The sequence below is a fragment of the Pseudomonas sp. EggHat1 genome (genome assembly GCF_014892995.1).
GTDB classification, from domain to species: Bacteria; Pseudomonadota; Gammaproteobacteria; order Pseudomonadales; family Pseudomonadaceae; genus Aquipseudomonas; species Aquipseudomonas chaetocerotis.
Map to the genome: position 1 here is coordinate 203,891 of NZ_JACKQK010000011.1, position 24,233 is coordinate 228,123.

The window sequence follows — 24,233 nt, forward strand, 5'->3', positions numbered from 1 at the left end:
TCGTCGTGGCGTTCTCACGCCGGTATGTTTTCGGCGAGCCGGCGGACCTGCTCGCGGTAGCGTTGATAGACCATTTCGTACTGCGCCGTGCGCGCTGGGTCTGGCTGCGTTTGCGTGCTGGTATCGAGGTGCACGCAACGCTCGCACAGCGCGGCCAGCTGCGCCTGGCGCTCCGCTCCGGGCGTCAAGCACCAGGCGGCCTGGATTGCGGCGCCCAGTGCGGCGGCTTCGGTGTGCTGCGGGCAGACCAGTGGCGTGCCCATGATGTCGGCGATCACCTGGCGCCACACCGGGCTCTTCGCCGCGCCGCCGATCAGGCGGATGGTCTGGCTCTGCAGGCCGCTGGCGCGCAGCAGGTCGAGGCCGTAGCGCAGGCTGAAACTGGTGCCCTCGACCACCGCCCGACACAGATTGGCGCGGGTCAGGTTGTCGCTGTCCATGCCCAGCAGGCTGGCGCGCGAGCGGGGCAGCGCCGGCACCCGTTCGCCATTGAAGAACGGCAGCATCAGCAGGCCCTCGGCGCCGATGGGCGATTGCCCGACCAGCTCGCCGAAGGCCTGGATGTCCAGCTCCAGCAATTGCTGGATCAGCCCGGTGGCGCTGGTCAGATTCATGGTGCAGATCAATGGTAGCCAGCCGCCGCTTGATGAGCAGAAGGTCGCCACCTGGGCATGCGGGCTGACCGTCGGTTGGTCGCTGTAGGCGTAGAGGGTGCCGGAGGTGCCCAGGCTCATGGTGATCGCGCCCGGGCGAATGTTGCCGGTGCCGATGGCGCCCATCATGTTGTCGCCGCCGCCGCTGGCTACCACGGCATTCGGGTTCAGGCCCAGTTGCCGGGCGATCTGCGGGCGGAGGCGGCCCACTGGCTGATCCGGCTCGATCAGCTCTGGCAGTGCACGCTGCAGGCGCCCGCTGGAGTCGATGAAGTTCAGCAGCTCGCGGTCCCAGCTGCGCGTGCGCACGTTGAAATAACCCGTGCCGGAGGCGTCGCCGTACTCGCTGCAGGCACGGCCGGTGAGCCAGTGGTTGAGGTAATCGTGCGGCAGCAGGATATGCGCGATGCGGGTGAACAGATCCGGGTGCTGCTCCTTGGTCCAGAGCAGCTTGGACACCGTGTAACCGGGCGCGATGGCCACGCCCAGGCGCTGCAGCGAACCGGCCTCGCCGCCGAGATGATCGAGCAGGCGCTGGTTCTCCGGGGTCGATTCGGTGTCGCACCAGAGCTTGGCCGGGCGCAGCACCGCGCCCTGTTCGTCGAGCAGCACCAGACCATGCTGCTGGCCGGAAACGCCAATGCCGAGAATCCGCTCGCCGCTGATTCCCGCGGCTGTCAGCGCCTGCCGGGTCGCCTGCTCGAAAGCCTCCAGCCACTGCTGCGGATGCTGTTCGCGGCGGCCGTTGGCAGCGCTCTGCAGGGTATGGCTGGCGCTGCCTGCACCGAGCACCTGACCGCTGCCTGCATCCAGTATCAGCGCCTTGGTGCCCTGGGTGCCGCAGTCGATACCGAGGTACATGGCTCAGTCGCCCAGCAGGGTCTGCAGGGTGCGGGTCACGCCGAGCTTGCGCAGGCTGTCGTAACACAGCTCGAAGGCGGCGACGAACGCCGCCGACTGCGGGATCGCCGTGCCGAAGATCGCCTCGACGCCCAGTACCCGTTCACACACCTTGTCGTCGTCGGCCACCAGTGCCTGGCAGAACTCGGCGCGCGGATCGGGGATGCGATAGCGCGCGCCGTTCTCGTCGACGCCCTTGAGGTACAGCGCCCAGGCCGCGACCACCAGCGCCACGCGCTCCAGCGGTCGACCGTCCTCGATCAGGCGGTTGAGGGTGGGCACGATGAACTTGGGAAACTTCGACGAGCCATCCGAGCAGACCCGCTCCAGCTGATCGGCGATGGCCTGGTTGGAGAAGCGCTCGATCAGCGTGTCCTTGTAGGTGCTCAGGTCGATGCCCGGCACTGGCGCCAGCTGCGGCGTCACGTCGAGGTCCATGAAGGTGCGCACGTACTGGCGCATCAGCGGGTCGTTCATTGCCTCGTGGACGAAGCGATACCCCTTGAGAAAGCCCAGGTAGGTCAGCGCCAGGTGGCTGCCATTGAGCAGCTTGATCTTCATCTCCTCGTAGGGCGTGACATCGTCGGTGAACTGCACGCCGACCTCTTCCCAGGCCGGCCGACCGCTGACGAACTTGTCTTCCAGCACCCATTGCACGAAGGGCTCGCAGACCACCGGCCAGGCGTCATCGACGCCGTGCTGCTCGGCCAGTTGCTGGCGATGGGCGGCGCTGGTCATCGGCGTGATGCGGTCGACCATGGCGTTGGGAAAGCTCACGTGCTGGTCGATCCAGGTGGCCAGCTCATGATTGGCCAGGTGGGCGAAGGCCAGCAGCGCCTTGCGCGTGACATCGCCGTTGTGCGGCAGGTTATCGCAGGACATCAGGGTGAAAGCCGGAATGCCGGCGGCGCGACGTTTGGCCAGGGCGGCGCAGAGAAAACCGAACACGCTTTGCGGTGATTCCGGGTGGCGCAGGTCGTGGGCAATGGCTGGCAGTTCGGCGAGAAATTCGCCGGTGCTGTCGTCGATGCAGTAACCACCCTCGGTGATGGTCAGCGAGACGATGCGAATCGCCGGATCGGCCAGTTTGTCGATCAGTGCCTGCGGCGACTCTTCGGCCAGCAGCATGTCGTTGACCGCACCGATCACCCGCACCGGCAGGTTCGGCTCGTCGCCCAGTTCGACCAGGGTGTAGAGGTAATCCTGGCTGGCCAGGGCATCGCGCATGGCGCGGTCCTCACTGCGCACGCCGACCCCGCAGATACCCCAGTCCAGCGCCAGGCCCTGGTTCATCAGGGCGTCTGTGTAGACCGCCTGGTGGGCGCGGTGAAAACCGCCGACGCCGAAATGGGCGATGCCGGTGCGGATCATCTCTGCGGTGTAGCTGGGCAGCGCGACGGCGCCGCCAAGCCGGGAAAGCTGCTGGCGATTGAGTTTCATCTGGAACATCCCGTGGTGGAGCGGCGTCAGGCGGCCTGCTGCAGTGGTTTGGCGACGGCTTGGCCATCGGCGTCGAAGAGGTGGCAGTGCGCTGTGTCGAAATCCAGGGTCAGGGCTTCGCCATAACGCGGCGCGAAGTCGCCGCGTACGCGCACCGTGAGCATCTCGCCCGAGGTGCAGCGCACATGGCAGAAGGTGTCGCTGCCCAGGCGCTCGCTGACGTCGGCGGTCACCTGCATGCGGCCCGCGCCGGTGCTGACCACGTTGAGGTGTTCCGGGCGTACGCCCAGGGTCACCGTGCTGCCGACGCTCAGGCCAGCGGCGGACTGCGGCAGCGTCAGGTGCGTGCCGCACTCCAGTTGCACGTCGCAGTTGTCGGCCTCGACCCTGTTCAGGGTGCCACGCAGAAAGCCCATCTTCGGTGTGCCGAGAAAGCCGGCGACGAACAGGTTGGCCGGGTGGTGATACAGCTCCAGCGGCGAGCCGACCTGCTCGATACGCCCGCCATTGAGCACCACCACCTTGTCGGCCAGGGTCATGGCTTCGACCTGGTCATGGGTCACGTAGATCATGGTCGCCTGCAGGTCCTTGTGCAGCCGCGCCAGTTCCAGGCGGGTCTGCACGCGCAAGGCGGCGTCGAGGTTGGACAGCGGCTCGTCGAACAGGAAGATCTTCGGGTTGCGCACGATGGCGCGGCCGATGGCGACGCGCTGGCGCTGGCCACCGGAGAGCTGTTTGGGCTTGCGTTCGAGCAGGGCGTCGAGCTGCAGGATGCGCGCGGCGTTGGCGACCTTGGTCTCGATCTCCTGCTTGCCCACGCGGGCCAGGTCGAGGGCGAAGGACAGGTTCTTGCGCACGGTCATGTGCGGGTACAGCGCGTAGGTCTGGAACACCATGGCCAGGTCGCGGCGCGCCGGGGCCATGTCGGTGATGTCCTGGCCATCGAGCTCGATGTGGCCGCTGCTGACTTCTTCGAGCCCGGCGATCAGGCGCAGCAGGGTGGATTTGCCACAGCCCGAGGGGCCGACGAACACCACGAACTCGCGGTCGCGGATGTCCAGATCGATGCCCTGGATGATCGCCGTGCCGTCGAAGCCTTTTTGCAGATTGCGGATTTTCAGATCAGCCATATGGAAGGTCTCCCGTTATTTCACGGCGCCGAAGGACAGGCCGCGTACCAGTTGTTTTTGGCTGATCCAGCCGACGATCAGGATGGGCGCGCAGGCCAGGGTCGAGACGGCGGAGAGCTTGGCCCAGAACAGACCTTCGGGGCTGGAATAGGAGGCCACCAGGGCGGTCAGCGGAGCTGCGGCGGAGCTGGTCAGGTTGAGCGACCAGAACGCCTCGTTCCAGCACAGGATCAGCGACAGCAACATGGTCGAGGCCAGGCCGCCGCGAGCGATTGGCAGCAGCACGCGGACGATTTCCTGCCAGGTGGTGGCGCCATCCAGGCGCGCCGCTTCGAGGATGTCCACGGGGATGTCCTTGAAGTAGGTGTACACCATCCACACGATGATCGGCAGGTTGATCAGGGTGTAGATGATGATCAGCGCCAGCCGTGAATCGAGCAGGCCGAACTGCTTGGCCAGCAGGTAGATCGGTACCAGCACGCCCACCGGTGGCAGCATCTTGGTCGACAGCATCCACAGCAGCGTGCGCTTGGTGTGGCGGGTTTCGAAGAAGGCCATGGAGTAGGCGGCTGGCACGGCCAGGAGCATGCACAGCAGCGTCGCGGATACTGAGATCAGCACCGAGTTCCAGGCGAAGGCGAAGTAGTCGCTGCGCTCGTTGATGTGCAGGTAGTTCTCCAGCGTCGGGGTGAAGATGAACTGCGGTGGCGTGGCGAAGGCGTCGATCTCGGTCTTCAGGCTGGTCAGCACCATCCAGAAGATCGGGAAGAAGATCACCGCGGCGATCGCCCAGGCCAGCGTGCCGATGAACAGGCTTTGCAGGCGACGGGACTGTTTGAGTGTCAGCATGTCGGCGCCCTCACTGTTTATCGGTCAGGTTCTTGCCGATCATGCGGATCAGCACGATGGCAGCGATGTTGGCGATCACCACCGCGATCAGCCCGCCGGCCGAAGCCATGCCGACGTCGAACTGCAGCAGCGCCTGGGTGTAGATCAGGTAGGCGAGGTTGGTCGACTCGTAGCCGGGGCCGCCGCTGGTGGTGGTGTAGATCTCGGCGAACACCGAGAGCAGGAAGATGGTCTCGATCATCACCACCACGGCAATTGGCCGCGCCAGGTGCGGCAGGGTCAGGTGCCAGAAGATGGCGATGGGGCCGGCGCCGTCCAGGCGCGCGGCTTCTTTCTGCTCCTGATCGAGCGACTGCATGGCGGTCATCAGGATCAGAATGGCGAACGGTAACCACTGCCAGGACACGATCATGATGATCGAGAACAGCGGGTGGTGCGCCAGCCAATCCACCGGTTGGGCGCCGAAGAACTGCCAGATGGCGGCGAGAATCCCGGAAACCGGGTGGAAGATCAGGTTCTTCCACAGCAGCGCGCTGACCGTCGGCATGATGAAGAACGGCGAGATCAGCAGCACCCGCACGATGCCCCGGCCGAAGAACTCGCTGGCTTCCAGCAGCGCGGAGATCAGCACGCCGAACACCACGCTGATCAGCAGCACGCTGCCCACCAGCAGCACGGTATTGCCGGCGCCGGAAAGGAAGGCGGCATCGGTGACGAAGTATTCGAAGTTCTCCAGGCCGACGAAATCGTTCTCGCCGGGGTACAGCAGGTTGTAGCGGATCAGCGAGAAATAGACGGTCATGCCCAGCGGTATGATCATCCAGATCAGCAGCAAAGCGACCGAAGGGCTGACCAGAAACCAGCCGGGCGCCAGACGTCGCGATTTACGCGGTGCCGGCTCGCGGGCCTGCGCGGCGGGGGTGTCGATGGCCGGAGAATTCATCATGCCTCCGAGGGCGGGATGGGTGGTGGCGTAACGCGAGTGGCGGCCGGTAGGGTGGGCTTCAGCCCACCGTTCTGCTCGTTCCTACGCTCCGCGTTGGAATGCATCCTCGGGCGCTCTGCGCCCCGTGACACCGAGTCAGCGGACGCGGAGCGTCCTCACATGGGCTCCCACGCAGAGCGTGGGAGCGGTCCTGGTGGTGTTACTTCGGATAACCGGCGCGCTTCATTTCCCGCTCGGTACTCTGCTGGGCGGCCTGCAGGGCCTGCTCAGGCTGCATCTGTCCGGTGAGAGCGGCGGTGAACAGCTTGCCGACGCTGGTGCCGATGGCCTGGAACTCGGGAATGGTCACCAGCTGGATGCCCACGTAAGGCACCGGCTTGGCGCTGGGGTGGGCCGGGTCGGCCTTCTTCAGCGAGTCCAGGGTGACCTTGGCGAACGGCGCGGCCTGCATGTAGGCGTCGCTGTAGGTCGAGGCGCGGGTGCCTGGCGGCACGTTGGCCACACCATCCTTCTCGGCGACCAGTTCGGCATAGGCCTTGGAGGTCGCCCAGGCGCTGAAGGTCTTGGCGGCGTCCTTGGACTTGGAGCTGGTGGGAATCGCCAGTGCCCAGGAGTACAGCCAGGAGGCGCCCTTGTCGGTGACTTGGGTCGGCGCGAAGGTGAAGCCGACGGCGTCGGCGACCTTGCTCTGCGAGGTGTCGGTGACGAAGGAGCCGGCCACGCTGGCATCGACCCACAACGCGCACTTGCCGCTGTTGAACAGCGCCAGGTTCTCGTTGAAACCGTTGCTGGAGGCGCCGGGCGGGCCGTACTTATTCATGTTGTCGACGTAGAAGTTGAGCGCGTTCTTCCATTCGCTGCCGGTGAATTCAGGCTGCCACTGCTCGTTGAACCAGCGCGCACCATGGGCATTGGCCAGGGTGGTGATCAGCGCCATGTTCTCGCCCCAGCCAGCCTTGCCGCGCAGGCACAGACCGTACTGGCCCTTGTCCGGCTGGTGCAGCTTGCCGGCGAATTCCGCCATCTGCTCCCAGGTGGGCTGCTCGGGCATTTCCAGGCCGGCCTGCTCGAACAGGTCCTTGCGGTAATAGGTGATAGAGGCTTCGGCATAGAACGGCAGGGCGTACAGCGTGCCCTTGGCGGAAAGGCCTTCGCGTACCGAGGGGAAGACGTCGTCGAGGTCGTAGTTGGCCGGCAGCTCGGTCATCGGCTCCAGCCAGCCTTTCTCGCCCCACAGCGCCGCTTCGTACATGCCGATGGTGAGCACGTCGAACTGGCCGCCCTGGGTGGCAATGTCGGTGGTCAGGCGCTGGCGTAGCACGTTCTCCTCGAGCACCACCCACTTCAGGCGGATGTCGGGGTTCTGTTCTTCGAAGGTCTTGGCGAGCCGCTGCATGCGGATCATGTCGCTGTTGTTTACCGTGGCGATGGTCAGGGTTTCAGCGCCCTGGGCGATCACGGTGAGGGACAGGCAAGAGGCTGCAACGAGGGCCTTGATCGAGTTGTTCATGCTTGTGAACTCCTCTCCCGCGCCACTACGGCTACGGAAGAACGTTATTGTTTTTGTTTGGCTCGGGCCGGATTACACCCCCGCAGGCCTGCACGAACAAATCCTTGAGTGCACAGTGACCGATACTTTTTTGCACAGACTGGTCAACAAGAAACCGGCTGAGTAAGGGATGGAGCTCTCTGGCATGAGGGGTGTAGGTGACGCCGGGGTAGAGAACGGCTGCCGATTCAGTACAGGTTTTGCTCGGTCAGGCGCTGCACTGCGAGCTTGCGATAGCCCGAGGGTGTCATGCCCTTGAGCTGCTGGAAGCGGCGGTTGAAGTTGGAAATGTTGCTGAAACCGGACTCGAAGCACACGTCGGTCACTGGCTTGTCGCTTTTGCTCAGCAGCTCGCAGGATTTGCTCACCCGCAGGCGATTGACGAATTCGACGAAGCCGCGCCCGGTGGCCTGCTTGAAGAAGCGCGAAAAGTAGGTGGTGGTCATGCCCAGGTGCTCGGCGACTTCCTCCTGGCTGATGCCCTGCGCGTAGTGCTGGAAGATGTAGTCCACCGCCCGGTTGATGCGCTCGACATGCTGCTCGTCGCCCAGCTCCGACGAGGTCACGGCCGAGAGCAACTGGTAATCCTCGCTGCCGGCGAGCAGCTCCATGAGGATGAAGAAATGGCCCAGGCGGGTAATGCCTCCGCTGTTGGCGATCTTGCCCATCAGTACGCCGGCTTCGCGAATCAACTGCGGGTTGCGGAACTCGATCCCGAACTGCGCGCGGGCCAGCAAGGGCTGCAGGGTCTTGAGCTCGGCGAACACGGCGGTACCGCTCTCCAGCACTTCATCGGTGAAGTTGACCAGCATGTCGCGAGTTTCCACCACCTCGTCTTCCTCGACCTGGCTGATCCAGTTGTGCGGCAGGCCAGGGCCGGTGAGGAACAGGGTGTGGGGGGAGAAGTTGCCGATGTAGTCGCCGATGAACACCTTGCCGGAGCTGGCGACGATCAGGTGCAGCTCGTATTCCTTGTGAAAGTGCCAGCGCACCAGGGGCGAGGGAAAGCCGTGCTGACGGTAGATCAGCGAATGGCCTTCGTGGTCGTCCATCAGTTCGTAGGACGGGTCGGCTACGCGGGATGTGCGGTTCATGGTTGTCGTTGGCCAGTACCTCGATCACCACGTTTTAACATATCGAGACGTGCTGCCAAGTCAGAGCAGGCTCAATTGCGCACCGGGCGGACAGAACTGCGAACAGTCCAGCATCACGCTGCCTCGTCGATCCAGGCCGAGCTTGCGCCGCGCCAGGCGAAAGCGCTGCTCCAGCAGGTCGGCGAACTGGCCTTCGCCGCGCATGCGGCTACCGAAGCGGCTGTCGTAGTTCTTACCGCCACGACTCTGGCGAATCAGGCTCATGACGTGTGCGGCGCGATCCGGAAAGTGCACCTGCAGCCATTCCTCGAACAATCCGGCGATCTCCAGCGGCAGGCGCAGCAGCACATAACCGGCCGAGCGGGCGCCGGCATCACGGGCGGCTTCGAGCAGCGCCTCCAGCTCCATGTCGTTGATCTGCGGAATCATCGGCGCGCAGATGGCGCTGACTGGCACACCCGCTTCGTGCAGCGTGCGCATCGCGCGCAGGCGAGCTGCTGGGGCGGCAGTGCGTGGCTCCATGATGCGTTTCAGTTCGTCATCCAGGGTGGTCAGGCTAAAGGCCACGCTGACCAGGTTGTGCCTGGCCAGCTCGCTGAGCAGGTCGAGGTCACGCAGGATCAGCGAGCCCTTGGTGATGATGTGCAGCGGGTGCTTGTAGCGCAGCAGGATTTCCAGGGTCTGGCGGGTCAGGCGCTGCTCGCGTTCTATGGGCTGGTAGGCGTCGGTGTTCATGCCCAGAGCGATGGGTTGTGGCACATAACCGGGCTTCTGCAACTGCTCTTCGAGGCGCTCGGCCAGGTTGGTCTTGGCGATCAGGCGGGTTTCGAAGTCGATACCGGGCGACATGTCCCAGTAGGCGTGAGTTGGTCTGGCGAAGCAGTAGATGCAGCCGTGCTCGCAGCCACGGTAGGGGTTCACCGAGCGGTCGAAGCCGACGTCCGGTGAGTTATTACGGGTGATCGCCGTCTTCGCCTTCTCCTTGCGCACTTCGGTGGCGCGACTTGGCGGTGTTTCGTCCTGATACCAGCCGTCGTCTTCCTGCTCCGAACGGGTCGGCGCATAGCGGTTGTGCGGATTGCTGGCGGTACCACGGCCACGTGGCGGCAGGCTTACGGACATGCTCGGACTCCAAAATATACTGTATAAAAATACAGTTATCTGAGGTCTGGGCAAGTCCCTTCTGTCGTGGCGTCGATCAAACGGTCGCGATCTGCGGCGCTTCCTCGCGCTTGGCATAACGCTGCGCCAGCACCGCGCAGACCATCAGCTGGATCTGGTGGAAGAGCATCAGCGGCAGGATCAGTACGCCGATGGTGCTGCCGGCGAACAGTACCTGGGCCATGGGTACACCGGTGGCCAGGCTCTTCTTCGAGCCGCAGAAGAGGATGGTGATGCGGTCTTCCAGGCTGAAACCCAGCCACTTGCCCAGCAGGTGGGTCAGCACCAGGGCCAGGGCCAACAGCACGCAGCAGGCGGCTATCACGGTCAGCAGGGTGACCAGCGGCACCTGTTGCCACAGGCCGCCAATCACTGCGGCGCTGAAGGCGGTGTAGACCACCAGCAGGATCGAACTCTGGTCGACGTATTTCAGCCAGCTCTTGTTCTGGTTGACCCAGCCGCCGATCCAGCGCTGAGCGATCTGACCGAGAACGAAGGGCAGCAGCAACTGCAGGCTGATCTTGCCGATGGCGTCGAGGGTCGAGCCGTTGTCGCCTTGTACGCCCATCAGCATGGCCACCAGCAGCGGGGTGACGAAGATACCGAGCAGGCTGGAGGCCGCCGCGCTGCAGATAGCCGCCGGGATGTTGCCGCGCGCCAGCGAGGTGAAGGCGATGGCCGATTGCACGGTGGCCGGCAGGGCGCACAGGTAGAGCATGCCCAGGTACAGCTCTTTACCCAACAGCGGCTCAAGCGCTGGTCTGAGCGCCAGGCCGAGCAGTGGGAAGAGGATGAAGGTGCAGGCGAACACCAACAGGTGCAGGCGCCAGTGCCCGGCGCCAGCGAGAATCGCCTGACGCGACAGTTTGGCGCCGTGCATGAAGAACAGCAGGGCAATGGCCAGGTTGGTGATCCACTCGAAGATCGTCGCAATCTGGCCGCTGGCAGGCAGCAACGTGGCGGCGAGCACCACGGCAAGCAGGGTCAGGGTGAAATTGTCGGGCAGCAGGCGGCGCAGGAACATGGCGAATCTCGGGCTTGCGATACAGGAGGGCGCCAGACTATCGTCGTCGAAAATTTCCGGCTAACGCTAAAGAGCCAGCAAGTGTCGCCAAACAGACATCCCGCCACCCTGCATCGCAGCCTGCCCGAGCTGCCCAGCCTGCCTCGGCCGCTGTATGGCCGCACCGAGTCGCTGACCAACCGCGCCCTGACTTTCCGCCATACCCACCCATGGGTGCAGCTGTCTTACGCCATCGCCGGGGTGCTGGAGGTGCAGACCGCTGGCGCCCGCTTCGTCGCCCCGCCGCAGCGGGCGGTGTGGGTACCGGCGGGTGTCGAGCATCAGGTATTCAGCTCGCCACGTACCGAGATGCGCAGCCTGTACATCGACGGCAGCGCGGTGCCCTGGGGGCCGGATGAATGTCGGGTGCTGGCGGTCAGCCCGCTGCTGCGCGAGCTGATTCGCGGTTTCAGCGCGCTGCCGGCCGAATACGACGAGCAGGGGGCGCCGGGCAGGTTGGCGGCAGTGCTGCTGGACGAACTGCGGGCTGCACCAGACGTTGAGTTGATGCTGCCGCTGCCGCAGGATGCGCGGCTGCGCGAGGTCTGTCAGGGGCTTGAGGATGCGAACCTGCGCCAGCTTGGCCTGGGCGAGTGGGGCGAGCGCCTGGGTGTTTCGGAAAAGACCCTAAGCCGGCTGTTCCTGCGCGAAACGGGCCTGAGTTTCCGCGTCTGGCGTCAGCGCCAGCGCCTGCTCGATGCGCTTACCCCGCTGGAGCAGGGCGAGCGCGTCACCGACGTGGCGCTGGCCTGCGGCTACGACTCGCTATCGGCCTTTATCGCCGCCTTTCGCCGCCAGTTCGGCGCAACACCGGGGGAGTTCTTCCGCGATTAACCTACCGAGCGGCCGTTGCGTAGCCCGGATGCAATCCGCGGAATGCTTGGCACACTGCCCCGGATTGCATCCGGGCTACGCGCTGCGGCGCCGCTAACCCACGCGTCACTCGCTCGGCTTCTTCAGCTTCGGGTTGGGAAAGAACTGCACCGCCTGCACGTTGGGGTCGGCAGCCTTGGGCTTCAGGCCGCTGACGTTGACCCGCGTGGGGATCTCCTTGGGCACCGAGTTGCCGCGTGCGTCGAGGGTGTCGGCGTAGCCGCACTTGACGCATTCGCGGTGCGGCACGCCGTCGACGTTCCACATCTTGATGCTGTCGGTTTCGCTGCACGCCGGGCACACGGCGCCGGCGATGAAGCGTTTCGGCGTGCTGTTCACAGGCGCATCGCTCATGCTGCCTCCTGGCTCAGACCGAGGTGACGCAGCAGGGCGTCGATGCTCGGCTCACGGCCGCGGAAGTCGACGAACAGCACCATCGGCGCCTGCGAGCCGCCACGGGCCAGGATCGCTTCGCGGAAGGCGCGGCCGGTATCGGCGTTGAACACGCCTTCTTCCTCGAACTTGGAGAAGGCATCGGCGCTGAGCACTTCGGCCCACTTGTAGCTGTAGTAACCGGCTGCATAGCCGCCGGCGAAGATGTGTGCGAAGCCGTTGGCGAAGCGGTTGTAGGCCGGCGGGCGTAGCACCGAGACTTCACTGCGGATCGCCTCGATCACGTCCAGCGCGCTGCGGCCGTCGCCGTGGGTGGCGTGCAACTCGAAGTCGAACAGGGAGAACTCCAGCTGGCGCACCATCATCAGCCCGGACTGGAAGTTCTTCGCCGCCAGCATCTTGTCCAGCATGGCCTGTGGCAGCGCCTCGCCGGTTTCAAAGTGGCCGGAGATCAGCGCCAGGCCTTCCGGCTCCCAGCACCAGTTTTCCATGAACTGGCTCGGCAACTCGACCGCATCCCAGGCCACGCCGTTGATGCCCGAGGCACCGGCGTGCTCCACGCGGGTCAGCAGGTGGTGCAGGCCGTGGCCGAATTCGTGGAACAGGGTGGTGACCTCGTTATGGGTCAACAGCGCCGGCTTGCCGCCGACCGGCGGGGTGAAGTTGCACACCAGGTTGGCCACCGGGGCGATCAGTTGGCCGTCGGCACTGCGGCGTTTGTCGCGGGCGCCGTCCATCCAGGCACCGCCGCGCTTGTTGGCACGGGCGTAGAGGTCGAAGAAGAAACGCCCAACGTGCTGGCCGTTCTCCTGAATCTCGAACAGGCGCACGTCCGGGTGCCAGGTGTCGAAGTCTTTCAGCTCGCGAATCTCGATGCCGTAGAGCTTATGCACAATGGCGAACAGACCGGTGAGCACCTTGTCCACCGGGAACCAGGCGCGCACTTCTTCCTGGGAGATGCTGTAGCGCTGCTGGCGCAGGCGCTCGCTGTAGTAGCCGACGTCCCAGCTCTGCAGGTCATCCAGGCCCTGCTCGGCGGCGAAGGCCTTGAGCTCGGTCAGGTCCTGCTCGGCGAAGGGTTTGCTGCGCACCGCCAGGTCGCGCAGGAAGCTCAGCACCTGGTCGGTGTTCTCGGCCATCTTGCTGGCCAGGCTCAGTTCGCTGTAGTTGGCGAAGCCGAGCAGGCGCGCCAGCTCCTGGCGCAGGTCGAGAATCTCGCTCATCAGCGGGCCGTTGTCGTTCTGCCCGGCGTTCGGCCCCTGGTCGGAGGCGCGGGTGCAGTAGGCGGCGTAGACCTCTTCGCGCAGGGCGCGGTCGTCGGCGTAGGTCATCACCGCGTAGTAGCTGGGGAATTCCAGGGTGATCAGCCAGCCGTCCAGGCCTTTGGCCTCGGCGGCCTGTTTCATCTGCGCCTTGGCCGAGTCGGTCAGGCCGTTCAGCACGGCTTCGTCGGTGACCTGCTTGGTCCAGGCCTGGGTGGCGTCGAGCAACTGGTTGGAGAACTTGCTGGTCAGTTCGGAGAGGCGCATCTGGATTTCGCCATAGCGCTTCTGCTGCTCGGCCGGCAAATCGATACCGGACAGACGGAAGTCACGCAGGGCGTGTTCGAGGATGGTCTTCTGCGCCACATCGAAGCTGGCGGCGGCCGGGCTCTTGGCCAGCGCGTCATAAGCCTCGAACAGCGGCTTGTTCTGGCCCATTTCGGTCCAGTATTCCGACAGTTTTGGCAGGCAGGCCTCGTAGGCCGCGCGCAGCTCGGCGCTGTTGCATACAGCGTTGAGGTGGCTCACCGGGCTCCAGGCTCGGCCCAGGCGGGCGCCCAGTTCGTCCAGTGCCAGTACCAGGCCGTCCCAGCTCGGGTTGGCCTGCTGCTGTTCGAGCAGTTTGGCGATGGCAGCGCGGCTGTCTGCCAGGATCTGGTCGACGGCAGGTTCGACGTGTTCCGGTTTGATCTGCGAATAGGGCGGCAGGTCGAAGTCTTGCAGCAGGGGATTGTTCGCGGTCACGACGAGGCACCTGTGGCGAATGAATGTGGGGTTGCGGCGCAGAGCGGCAATAATTCTGGCGCGATAGCAACCGACATGGGGGTCATCTTAATTAGAATCAAGCTTTCCCGCAGCTCAGGAGCTTCTATCGTGGCGATTCGCAAATACCAGCAGCACGCTCCACAACTCGGCGCGCGCGTCTTCGTCGACGCTTCTGCCGTGGTCATTGGCGATGTCGAACTGGGCGAGGACAGCTCGGTCTGGCCGATGACCGTGGTCCGTGGCGACATGCACCGCATCCGCATCGGTGCGCGCACCAGCGTGCAGGACGGCAGCGTGCTGCACATCACCCACGCCGGACCGTTCAACCCGGATGGCTACCCGCTGATCATCGGTGACGAGGTGACCGTCGGGCACAAGGTCACCCTGCATGGCTGCACCCTGGGCAACCGGATTCTGGTCGGCATGGGCAGCATCGTCATGGACGGCGCGGTGGTCGAGGACGAGGTGATCATCGGTGCCGGCTCGCTGGTGCCGCCTGGCAAGCGCCTGGAAAGCGGCTACCTGTACGTCGGCAGCCCGGTGAAACAGGCGCGCCCGCTGACCGATAAGGAGCGCAACTTCTTCAGCTACACGGCCGGCAACTACGTGAAGCTCAAGGATCTGCACCTGGCCGAAGGCTATGCCTGCGGAGCTTAGTGCCGTGCATCACCTCACTCGCTGCTCAGCGCTGTGACCGGGTCGAGGGCCGCTGCGGTCTTCGCCGGAAGGTAGCCGAACAGCAGGCCGGTGGCGACCGCGCAGGTGAACGCCAGCACGATCGCGCTGAGGGAAAATATCAGTGGCACGCCAGCGGCCAGCAGTGTTGCGCCGGCTGCCAGGCCGAGCAGCACGCCGGCGCTGCCGCCGAGCAGGGTGACCAGCACGGCTTCACTGAGAAACTGGCGCAGAATGTCGCGCTGGCGTGCGCCGGTGGCCATGCGGATACCGATTTCGCGAGYTCGTTCGCGCACTGTCATCAGCATCACGTTCATCACGCCGATGCCGCCGACCAGCAAGGACACGGCGGCGATCAAGCCAAGCAGCAGGGTCATGCTGTCCTGGGTCTTGGCCTCGGCCAGCAGTTTGGCGGCGGCGTTGCCGATGGCGATGTCGTCGCGGCCATGGCGGGCCCGCATCAGCCCGCGGATGGCGGCTTCGGCGGCCAGCACCTGCTCGCTCGAGGTGGCGTCGACTACGGAGTAGTCGGGCTGATCGAAGGCCTGGAATACGCGGATGCGACCGGAGCGGTAGGGGATGAAGACCATCTCGTCGTAGTCCTCGTTACCCGAGTCGGCGCCTTTCTCGGTCATCACCCCGATCACCTCGAAGGGAGCATCGGCGATCAGCAACTGGCGGCCGAGCGGGTTGTCGATGCCGGCAAAGAACTGCTGCCGGGCCTTGTGCCCGAGCACCACCACCGGGGCCAGCGCGCGGTCATCGGCGGCGCTGAAGAAGCGTCCCAGGGCCACCGGCCAGTGGTGAATGCGCGGCATCTCATCAGTGCCGGCGAGGGTGTAGACGCGTCGTGAGACGTTGCCGTGGCGCAGGGTCAGCGGGTCGCCGATCACCGGCATGGCGGCGCGCACCTCGGGCAATCCGGCGATGGCTTCGAGGTCCTCCAGGGTGACCACGCCTTCCGGGCCGCCTTCCTCTGGCTGGGTGCCGCCGAGGTACATCATGGTCGCGCCCATCGAGGCCATCTGCGCGACGACCCGCTGCTTGGTGCCCAGGCCGATGGCCAGCATGACGATCACCGAAGCCACGCCGATGACGATGCCAAGCAGGGTCAGCGCGGTGCGGAAGCGATTCAACGCCATTACCCGCCAGGCGGCGCGGAGTACCTCGCCCAGTTCGCCGCAGAAGCTGGCGCCACTATCGATTCCAGCGTGTTGCAGATCCCAAGGCACCTGGGCGCTTTGGGGGGGAGTCGCGCCGCTGTCGGCGACGATCTGGCCGTCGCGAATCTCGATTATCCGCCGGGCCTGCTTGGCGACATTGTGGTCGTGGGTGATGAGAATGATGGTGTGGCCGGCGTCGGCCAGTTCGCCCAGCAGCGCCATGACCTCGCGGCCGCTGTGGCTGTCGAGAGCGCCGGTGGGTTCGTCGGCGAGGATGATGCGACCGCCGTTCATCAGAGCGCGGGCGATCGACACGCGCTGCTGCTGGCCGCCGGAGAGCTGGGCTGGACGGTGTTCCAGGCGTTCACCGAGGCCGAGGCGGTCGAGTAGAGCGCTGGCCCGTGCGCGGCGCTCGGCGGCTGGCACGCCGGCGTAGAGCGCCGGCACTTCGACGTTTTCGCGCGCCGACTCGGTGGCGATCAGGTGGTAGCCCTGGAACACGAAACCAAACGCCTCGCGGCGCATCCAGGCCAGTTCGTCGGCATTCAGTTGCGCCACGTCGCGGCCGGCGAAGCGGTAGTGGCCGGCGCTGGGACGGTCGAGGCAGCCGAGCAGGTGCATCAGCGTCGACTTGCCAGAGCCACTGGCGCCGACGATGGCGACGAACTCGCCGGCGTGGATCTGCAGGCTGATACCGCGCAGGACTTCGACTTCCGGCGCGCCACCCGCGCCGCCGTAATGGCGGCGGATGTCGTCCAGTTCGATCAGCGCAGGCGTCACCACTGGAACCTCGGCGGGCGTTCGTCGAGGTGTTCGCCCGTGATCAGACGTTCGCCTTCGGTCAGGCCAGCGAGCACTTCGGCGCTCTGCCGGCTGCGTGTTCCGACACGCACCACGCGTGGCTGCGCACGGCCCTCGGCATCGAGTACGCGGGCGGCGAACAGTCCGGGGTTACCGGGCTGCTGGGTGAGGGCTTCCAGCGGGGCGGTGAGCACATCGCGGGCCACGGCAGTGATGAACGTCACCTGCGCGGTCATCTGCGGCAGCAGTTCGCCGTCGCGATTGTCCACGTCGAACAGCACGGTGTACTGCACGGCCTGGGTGCTGCTCGGCGCGCCGTCGCCGACGGCGGACGTCTCCAGCGGCGGCGCTGGCAGTACCTGGCGGATCTGACCGTCCCAGCGCCGCTCGTCGCCACCCAGGGTGGAGAAGTACAGCGGCATGTCCGGCTCCAGCGCGCGGATGTCGGCCTCTGAAACCTTGACCCAGGCGGTCATCTGGGTGAGATCGGCGATGCGCATGACGGTCGGGGTCTGATAGGTGGCATTGAGGGTCTGGCCCTGCTTGACGTCGATGCCCAGCACGGTGCCGTCGATCGGTGCGTAGAGCCGTGTGTAGCTGAGCTGCGCCTCGTTGCCGCGCAGGCGCGCCTGAGCTTCGGCGATCTGCGCGCGCAGTTGCCGCTGCCGAGCCTCGGCCGAACGCAGAGTGGCCAGGGCGATCTGCACCTCTTCCACGCGGGTGGCGGCGGCGGCCAGCAGACGTTGCCGGCGCGCATGCTGCTGTTGCGCCAGGTCGAGCTGCGCCTGCTGCTCGGCCAGCTGTGCGCGCAGGGCTTCGAGCGCGGCGCGGTCGGCCTCGACCTCGGCCTGGTGCAGGCTGGCGTCGATCTCGACGAGTAGTTGGCCTTGCCTGACCTGTTCGCCGGGCTCGACGTGCAGGCGGGTGACCTGGCCGGACACCTGTGCGCCGACCTCCACCGACTGGCGCGGTTTCAGGGTGCCGATGGCCACCACCGTGGCCTCGATATCGCCGCGAGCGATGGGCTGGCTGAGATAGCGCTCGGGCGGTCCGCTCTGCCACCACCAGCCGCCCAGCAGCAGGGTGAGCAGCAGCGCCGGCAGGCCGCGGGTTAACAGTGATCGCATGTTTCACGTCCTTGGCGGGGGCGGCAGGCCGAGGCCTGCCGCCCTACTCTTAGAACTCCAGGCGCAGGCCGAGGCTGGCGTTGCGTGGGGCGCCGTAGTAGCTGGAGGAGGTACTGGTGTAGTACTTCTCGTCGAGCAGGTTGTTGAGGTTGAGAGTGGCGCTGAGCTGGCGGCTTAGCGGGTAGCGCGCCATCAGATCGACCAGCGCGTAGTCGTCCTGGGTGAAGCGCTGATTGCGTCCCGGGCCGACGCCGTCGCTGTAGATCTCGCTCTGCCAGTTGACCCCGCCGCCCAGGGTCAGGCCGTTGCCGACACCACGCAGGGTGTAGCTGGTGAACAGCTTGAAAGTGTTCTGCGGGATGTTGGTGTTGAGCTTGTGGCCATCGGCGTCCTGCACCAGGTTGCGACTGAAGCTGACGCTGGCCTGCCAATCGGTAGCCAGCTCGCCGTTGACTTCGACCTCGACGCCACGGGTCTCGGTGCCGGATTCGGCACGGTAGGCCTGGCTGCCGTCGGGGGCGAACTCTCCGGGAACGGCCACTGCCAGGTTGTCCTGCTCGATCTGGTACAGCGCCAGACCGAGGTTGAGGCGACCATCGAAGAACTCTGCCTTGCTGCCGATCTCGTAGCCGACCCCTTCCAGCGGGTCCAGGTAGCCACCGGTATTGGTCATGCGACTCTGCGGCTTGAAGATCGAGGTGTAGCTGGCATAGAGCGACCAGTGCTGGTCGAGGTCGTAGACCACCCCGGCATAGGGCGTGAAGACCCCGGACTCGCTGCGTTTATCCACGCTGTCGGCCTGGCTGGGATCGAAGTTATCGGTCTTCTTGGTGCTTTCCCAGTTGCTGACGCGGCCGCCGAGGATGATCGACAGGTCGTCGCTGGCCCTGATCCGGGTATTGGCGTAGGCACCGCTCTGCTGCTCGCTGGTGTCGATGCGACTGACGGCCGGCATGTCCGGCCGGGCCGGTTGCTTGCCGTCCCAGTTGTAGATGTCCTCGATGCTCCAGTCCCAGTTGTCGTGCCACCACAGGTTGTAGCCTGGGGCCTTGTAGTCGGTGCTATGGCGGGAGTAGCCGAGCACCGCGTCGTGCTCCTGGCCGAACAGGGCGAAGCTGCCGATGCTGCTTAGGTCGATGCCGGTCTGTACCGGCTTGGCCTCCCAGCGCCCGGCCCACAGGTTGACGCCCGTGCCAGTGGCCGGGTTAGGGTTGCCGCCGGCGGCGTAGCCGAGCACCTCGTCGTACTCGAAGCGGCCCTGGCTGAGGTTGGCGCGCACCTTCCAGGCATCGTTGAACTGGTGTTCGAGGGTGGCGAAGGCGGAGACGAAGTGTCTCTCGGAAGAGGCCCAGGCTGCTGCCGCTGAGTCCGAGCGCGACCAGTCGGTCCGCGATCCGTCCTGGTTGAACAGCGGAAGGCCGCCGCGCGAGTGATTGTCGGCGTCGTGGTACTGGGCGTCCATACCGAGGGTCAGCAGGGTGTCCGGGCTGAGGTCGGCTTCGACGATGCCGTAGAGTACCTGCTTGCGCTCGTGCAGACGCTCGACGTACGAATCGTTCTCCTGGTAGGCGCCGACGATGCGGGCGCGCAGCGTACCCTCGGCGTTGAGCGGACCGCCGACATCCAGTTCGCCGCGCTGGTAGTCCCAGGAACCGCCCTTGAGGGTGACGCTGCTCTGCCACCGGGCGGTCGGCCGCTTGCGCACCAGGTTGATGGTGGCGCCGGGGGTGCCGATGCCGTTCATCAGACCGGTGGCGCCGCGAAGCACCTCGACGCGGTCATAGATGACCATGTCGCTGGTCTGGAAGATGGAGTTGTAGTTGCTGTCGAGCAACTGTTCGCCGTCTATCTGGTAGTTCTCCACGGCGAAGCCGCGTGAATAGATCTCACTGCTGTCGGAGCCGGCGTTACCCGCTTGGTTGACGCTCAGGCCCGGGGTCTGGCGGGCGACGTCGAGCAACTGAGTGAGGTTCTGGTCGTCCATGCGCTGGCGGGTTATCACGCTGACCGCCTGCGGTGTCTCACGCAGCGACAAAGGCAGCTTCAGTGCGGTGTTGCTCGACCCGCTGGTGTAAGAGCCGCTACCCTCGGTGGTGGCGTCCAGGCCCCTGGCGGTGACGGTGGTGACGCCCAGGTTCAACGCGCTGTCATCGCGCACGGGCTGCAGCGAGTAGCTGCCGTTGGCTTGGCGCTGTGCCTGCAGGCCACTGCCGGCGAGCAGTGCCTGCAGCGCCGCGTCGCTGGCATAGCGCCCTTGCAGACCGGCGGACTGGCGGCCGTGCACGGCCTGCGGCGCGAACGACAGGGTGACCCCAGCGGTGGCGGAGAACTCCATCAGCGCCGCCTCCAGCGAGCCGGCGGCGATTGCGAAGTCGAACTCGGCCGCGCGCTCCTGCGCCTGCACCGGCGGCGCCAGCAACAGACCGCCGACGAGCGGTGCGGCCAGGGTCGCGCCGAGCAGGGCCAGGCGGACGGCCTGGTGCAGAGGCGACACGCGGAGCGAAGGGGAGAAAGCACGGAACGGATTGGCCATGGAGTTTCCTATCGGGTCTTGGCAGGTGGCGTCTGCAGCGCCGTTAACTTCCAAGTCGAACGAGAATCGGAATCAACAACCCCTGGGATCAAATTTTTTCTCAGCTCGCTTCGATGCGAGCCCAATACCGCGTGAAATAGCGGATGCGCACCGGCAGGGTGCTGGCGATATTGGCCAGCACTGCATCGATATCCTGCAGATGAAAAGCCCCGGACAGGCGCAGGTCGGCCACAGCCGGGTCGCAGCTCAACTGGCCGGGGCGATAGCGCGCCAGTTCGGCGGTCAGCTCGGCCAGGCGCCAGTCGCTGACGATCAGCAGGCCACGGCTCCAGGCGTCGGCATTGGCCGGCAGCGGGCGACTGGGGTACAGCTGGTTGCTGGAGAACCACAGCTGTTGCCCGGCCTCGAGACGCTGGGGCGCTACGCCGGTTCTGGTCGGAGTCACCGCTACCGCATGCTGCAGCACACCGACGTGGGTGCGATGATCCTCGCAGCGCACGGTGAAGCGGGTGCCCAGGGCGCGCACGCTGCCGTGCGGGCTGTACACCACAAGGGGGCGGCGCGCGACATCGGCGGCGCTGTGCACGAGGATCTCCCCGCGGAGCAGCTGGATCGTCCGGCTGTGCGCATCGAAGCGCAGGTTCAGCGCAGTGTCGGTGTTGAGCTGCAGCTCGCTGCCGTCGTCCAGATGCAGGCGGCGCTGTTCGCCGACGGCGGTGCGCTGCTCGGCCAACCAGTCGCGCCAGGGCGTCGCCTGCCAGGCCAGGGCGCCACTGCCGCCGCACGCCAGGAGCACGCCGAGCGCCTTGACCAACTGTCGTCGCGAGCGACGTTCGCCATCCAGTACCGGACGGGCCACCGTGGCAGGCAGGGCGGCGAAGGTGCTCTGCAGTCTTTCCACACGCGCCCAGGCCTGGCGATGGCGCGGGTCACGTTCCAGCCATTGGCGGTGGGCGGCATGCTGTGGCGCCCCGGGGGCGGCGTCGCGCAATTCGAGGTACCACTGGGCGGCGGTTTCGAGGACCTGCAGGTCAGGCTCGTCGCGCATCTCAGTCGCCGATCAGCAGCAGGCAGTGCGCCACGGCGCGCACGAAGTGCTTGCGCACGGTGTTGACTGACAGCCCGAGGCGCCGCGCGATGTCGACAAAGCTGAGGCCATCGAGTTGGGCCATGAGGAATATCTGTCGTGTTCGCGCACCGAGGCCGTCGAGCAGGGCGTCTATCTCCAGCAGGGTTTCCAGAAGCATGCTGCGTGCCTCCGGAGACAGCTCCAGCGGTTCGGGCAGATTGGCCAGGGTCTCGAGGTAGGCCTGCTCCAGGCTGCGCCGCCGGAAGCGGTCGATCAGCAGGCTGCGGGCGATGCTGCTGAGGTAGGCGCGCGGCTCGCGCAGGTCGAACGCCTTGCGCGTCAGCAGCACGCGGACGAAGGTGTCCTGAGCCAGGTCGGCGGCGCTCTCCGAACAGTCCAGGCGCTTGCGCAGCCAGGCTCTGAGCCAGTCGTGGTGCTCGTCGTAGAGCCGGTGCACGGCGTGTTGCAGGGTCTGATCGGGGCTGGACATGGAGGTGGCTCAGGGCGGATGCGAGTGAATGATAATAAATGTCATTCGCTATCTTCCAGCAGAATTATGCATCTTCTGTCGGCCGGTCGGAGGTACTGGTGAATTGGGTCGCGCCGACAATTACCTTATCCTGCAGCCATCAATCAGCGGATTAGCGCCCAACGCCATGCATTACCAGACCATCCTCTTCGATCTCGACGGTACCCTGACCGACCCGCGCGAGGGCATCACCCGTTCGGTGCAGTACGCGCTGGCCAAGCTGGGCATCGATGAGCCGGACCTGACCGCGCTGGAGCATTTCATCGGCCCGCCCTTGCTGCAGTGTTTCATGGCGACTTACGCGCTGGACGAGGCCACCGGCTGGCAGGCGGTCAATCACTACCGCGAGCGCTTCCGGGTTACCGGGCTGTACGAAAATCGTGTGTTCGACGGCGTGGAAACTCTGCTCGAGGCGCTGGTGGCGCAGGGCCGCACGCTCTATATCGCGACCAGCAAACCGACGGTGTTCGCCGAGGAAATCGCCCGGCACTTCGGCTTCGACCGCTACTTCAAGCGCATCTACGGCAGTGAGCTGGATGGTACCCGCACCAACAAGGTGGAGCTGTTGGCGCATCTGCTGGACTCGGAACGATTGGCGCCCGGCTCGGCACTGATGATCGGCGACCGCAAGCATGACCTGATCGGCGCACGCAGCAATGGTTTGCAGGCGGTGGCGGTCGGTTACGGCTTCGGTAGTCGTGAGGAGTTGCTCGGCGAGGCGCCGGACTTTCATTTCGAGACGCTGGAGGAAATGCGCCGGGCATTCATCTGCTGAGAACTGTAGGAGCGAGCTCTGCTCGCGAATGAAAGCGAAAGCTTCGCGAGCAAGCTCGCTCCTACAGGGGCGTATCAGCCGTTGCGCTGATAGATGATCTTCCTGGTGCCGCCGTCGCAGCTGCCGACGACCATGCTCTGATCCTGAACTTCGTCGTTGGGCACGATTTCCAGGGTGTAGCTGGGCACGTTGTTGGCCTGAATCTTCACTTCGATTTCCTGCTTGAGTTCTTCGCAGGGCTTGGGCGCGGCCAGCGCGCCGCCAGCAAGAAGCATCAGGGCCAGGGCGGGAATCAGTCGTTGCATCGCTTGTACCTCCGGTGTTGGGCGAAACCTGAATAGGTTGGACTGGCAATGTGCCCCGCAGTTCTAGTTGGTTTGCATCAGGCCTTCCAGCGCGGCCCGACGATCCGCTTCCGGCAGCCGACCGAGCGCGGTCACGGCGGCGTAGAACGCGCGCCAGTCCCGTCCCTCGCGCGTGAACAGTGCGGCGAAAGCCGGCACCCATTGATCGTAGAGGCCGAAGGGCAGCAGCTTGGCGTTGTTCAGAGGGCTTTCGATCCAGGCGTCATAGCGACCCTGTCCACCCCATTCACGCTGGCGCAATGCTCGGTAGTCGCTGCGCAGGCGCTCGAACTCGGCCTGTTTGGCGGTGCGCATGTCTGACTCCGGCAGGTCGCTGGTGTACAACCGACGCAAACGCTCGCGGCTGGTCAGCACCAGTTCGATGAACTGCTGGCGCTGGCGGTCGTCACCGGCTGGCGGCGTTTCACCACGGGCCGCGTGCCACTGACGCAGGCCTTCGCGTTCGACGAATGTGGCGAAGGATTCGTTGAAGGCGGTGTCGCCCGGCAGGTAGTACTGCTGGTGCGCCAGCTCATGAAAGATCACCGCGATGAAGCGCTCGTCGCTCCAGCGCAGCATGGTGTTGAGCAGCGGGTCGTCGAACCAACCCAGGGTGGAGTAGGCCTCGACGCCACCGATATAGGTGTCCAGTCCCTGCTGGCGCAGTAGAGCAGCAGTGCCGCGTGCACGGCCCTGCTGATAATAGCCGCGGTAGGCGACGCAACCGGCGATAGGGAAGCAATGCAGTTCGGGGTCGAGGGAGAACTCCGGTGTGGCGAAGACATTCCACACCACGAAGGGGCGCTCCAGGTCGGCGTACAGGCGATAGCTGCGGTTCTCCGGTAACTGCAGGCTGGCGCTGGCGAAGTCCCGCGCCTGCTGGCTCAGCGTCAGGCGCCTGGCCAGATCGGGGTCGGTAGCAGGGTCGTGCAGCAGGCGTTCGATTGGCTGGCGTGCCTGCAGCAGCTGCCATTGGCCCTGACCGAGATGAGCGTAGTAGTCGAGGGTCGAGCAGCCGCCCAGCAGCAGGGCGAGCAGGGGAACCGCGCAGCGGCGCAGCAGGTCTTTAGGAGAGGCGTTGGGCATGCCGTCACGCTAGCTGATCGCGTTGCTTGTCTCCAGCCCCATGCGTGTGAATA

The 24,233-nt window shown here is 65.4% G+C and carries 21 protein-coding genes; 3 read left to right on the forward strand and 18 right to left on the reverse strand.

Features of this window, described 5'->3' with window-relative positions:
• Positions 1-14: 14 nt before the first annotated feature.
• The 9 genes from xylB to INS93_RS17895 all read right to left on the reverse strand — a co-directional run bounded on the left by xylB (position 15) and on the right by INS93_RS17895 (position 10,746).
• On the reverse strand, positions 15-1,514 hold the full coding sequence (gene xylB / locus INS93_RS17855) for a xylulokinase (protein ID WP_192984466.1): 1,500 nt from the start codon (positions 1,512-1,514) through the stop codon (positions 15-17).
• 3 nt (positions 1,515-1,517) lie between these two features.
• Positions 1,518-2,993: a mannitol dehydrogenase family protein gene (locus INS93_RS17860; protein WP_192984468.1), complete on the reverse strand. Its 1,476-nt coding sequence runs from the start codon at positions 2,991-2,993 to the stop codon at positions 1,518-1,520.
• Between the two features lie 26 nt (positions 2,994-3,019).
• Positions 3,020-4,123 carry an ABC transporter ATP-binding protein gene (locus tag INS93_RS17865; protein WP_192984470.1) on the reverse strand — a complete coding sequence of 368 codons (1,104 nt, stop codon included), beginning with the start codon at positions 4,121-4,123 and terminating at the stop codon, positions 3,020-3,022.
• A 15-nt stretch (positions 4,124-4,138) separates the two neighbouring features.
• Positions 4,139-4,972, reverse strand: coding sequence for a carbohydrate ABC transporter permease (locus INS93_RS17870; protein WP_192984473.1), 834 nt, complete (start codon positions 4,970-4,972; stop codon positions 4,139-4,141).
• Positions 4,973-4,982: 10 nt separating this feature from the next.
• Entirely contained in the window at positions 4,983-5,915 is a 933-nt protein-coding gene (locus INS93_RS17875) for a carbohydrate ABC transporter permease (protein WP_192984476.1), read from the reverse strand.
• 202 nt (positions 5,916-6,117) lie between these two features.
• Positions 6,118-7,428, reverse strand: coding sequence for an ABC transporter substrate-binding protein (locus INS93_RS17880; protein WP_192984479.1), 1,311 nt, complete (start codon positions 7,426-7,428; stop codon positions 6,118-6,120).
• A 227-nt stretch (positions 7,429-7,655) separates the two neighbouring features.
• A complete protein-coding gene (locus INS93_RS17885; protein WP_192984481.1) occupies positions 7,656-8,561 on the reverse strand; it encodes an AraC family transcriptional regulator in 906 nt (301 codons plus the stop codon).
• 60 nt (positions 8,562-8,621) lie between these two features.
• Positions 8,622-9,683 (reverse strand): PA0069 family radical SAM protein, encoded by a 1,062-nt coding sequence (locus tag INS93_RS17890; protein WP_192984484.1) that lies wholly within the window; start codon positions 9,681-9,683, stop codon positions 8,622-8,624.
• A gap of 76 nt (positions 9,684-9,759) precedes the next feature.
• A complete protein-coding gene (locus tag INS93_RS17895; protein WP_192984487.1) occupies positions 9,760-10,746 on the reverse strand; it encodes a bile acid:sodium symporter family protein in 987 nt (328 codons plus the stop codon).
• An 81-nt stretch (positions 10,747-10,827) separates the two neighbouring features.
• On the opposite strand from INS93_RS17895, the gene INS93_RS17900 reads away from it, so the two are divergent.
• Positions 10,828-11,619 carry an AraC family transcriptional regulator gene (locus INS93_RS17900; protein ID WP_192984490.1) on the forward strand — a complete coding sequence of 264 codons (792 nt, stop codon included), beginning with the start codon at positions 10,828-10,830 and terminating at the stop codon, positions 11,617-11,619.
• 105 nt (positions 11,620-11,724) lie between these two features.
• Here INS93_RS17900 and INS93_RS17905 read toward each other — a convergent pair whose 3' ends face one another.
• The gene (locus INS93_RS17905) at positions 11,725-12,012 is read right to left on the reverse strand and encodes a YheV family putative zinc ribbon protein (RefSeq protein ID WP_017676141.1); all 288 of its coding nucleotides are present in this window, start codon (positions 12,010-12,012) and stop codon (positions 11,725-11,727) included.
• Positions 12,009-14,057 (reverse strand): oligopeptidase A, encoded by a 2,049-nt coding sequence (gene prlC, locus INS93_RS17910; protein WP_192984493.1) that lies wholly within the window; start codon positions 14,055-14,057, stop codon positions 12,009-12,011. The genes INS93_RS17905 and prlC overlap by 4 nt, the downstream gene beginning before the upstream one ends.
• A 129-nt stretch (positions 14,058-14,186) precedes the next feature.
• Between prlC and INS93_RS17915 the strand changes: the two genes are divergently transcribed.
• Positions 14,187-14,735: a gamma carbonic anhydrase family protein gene (locus INS93_RS17915; RefSeq protein ID WP_160016544.1), complete on the forward strand. Its 549-nt coding sequence runs from the start codon at positions 14,187-14,189 to the stop codon at positions 14,733-14,735.
• A 14-nt stretch (positions 14,736-14,749) separates the two neighbouring features.
• Here INS93_RS17915 and INS93_RS17920 read toward each other — a convergent pair whose 3' ends face one another.
• The 5 genes from INS93_RS17920 to INS93_RS17940 form a co-directional block, all read right to left on the reverse strand.
• Entirely contained in the window at positions 14,750-16,696 is a 1,947-nt protein-coding gene (locus INS93_RS17920; protein WP_192984496.1) for a MacB family efflux pump subunit, read from the reverse strand.
• Positions 16,693-17,844, reverse strand: a complete 1,152-nt coding sequence (locus tag INS93_RS17925; protein WP_192984499.1) for an efflux RND transporter periplasmic adaptor subunit — start codon at positions 17,842-17,844, stop codon at positions 16,693-16,695. Before INS93_RS17925 ends, INS93_RS17920 begins: the two co-directional genes overlap by 4 nt.
• 49 nt (positions 17,845-17,893) lie before the next feature.
• On the reverse strand, positions 17,894-20,377 hold the full coding sequence (locus INS93_RS17930; RefSeq protein ID WP_192984501.1) for a TonB-dependent siderophore receptor: 2,484 nt from the start codon (positions 20,375-20,377) through the stop codon (positions 17,894-17,896).
• A 100-nt stretch (positions 20,378-20,477) separates the two neighbouring features.
• Positions 20,478-21,425 carry a FecR domain-containing protein gene (locus INS93_RS17935; RefSeq protein WP_192984503.1) on the reverse strand — a complete coding sequence of 316 codons (948 nt, stop codon included), beginning with the start codon at positions 21,423-21,425 and terminating at the stop codon, positions 20,478-20,480.
• Between the two features lies 1 nt (position 21,426).
• A complete protein-coding gene (locus tag INS93_RS17940) occupies positions 21,427-21,936 on the reverse strand; it encodes a sigma-70 family RNA polymerase sigma factor (RefSeq protein ID WP_192984505.1) in 510 nt (169 codons plus the stop codon).
• Between the two features lie 166 nt (positions 21,937-22,102).
• On the opposite strand from INS93_RS17940, the gene INS93_RS17945 reads away from it, so the two are divergent.
• On the forward strand, positions 22,103-22,750 hold the full coding sequence (locus INS93_RS17945; RefSeq protein ID WP_192984507.1) for an HAD family hydrolase: 648 nt from the start codon (positions 22,103-22,105) through the stop codon (positions 22,748-22,750).
• Between the two features lie 74 nt (positions 22,751-22,824).
• On the opposite strand, the gene INS93_RS17950 is transcribed toward INS93_RS17945, so the two are convergent.
• Both INS93_RS17950 and INS93_RS17955 read right to left on the reverse strand, forming a co-directional pair.
• A complete protein-coding gene (locus INS93_RS17950) occupies positions 22,825-23,055 on the reverse strand; it encodes a DUF1161 domain-containing protein (protein WP_160016551.1) in 231 nt (76 codons plus the stop codon).
• Between the two features lie 63 nt (positions 23,056-23,118).
• Positions 23,119-24,180 (reverse strand): aminopeptidase, encoded by a 1,062-nt coding sequence (locus INS93_RS17955; RefSeq protein ID WP_192984509.1) that lies wholly within the window; start codon positions 24,178-24,180, stop codon positions 23,119-23,121.
• Between the last annotated feature and the right edge of the window lie 53 nt (positions 24,181-24,233).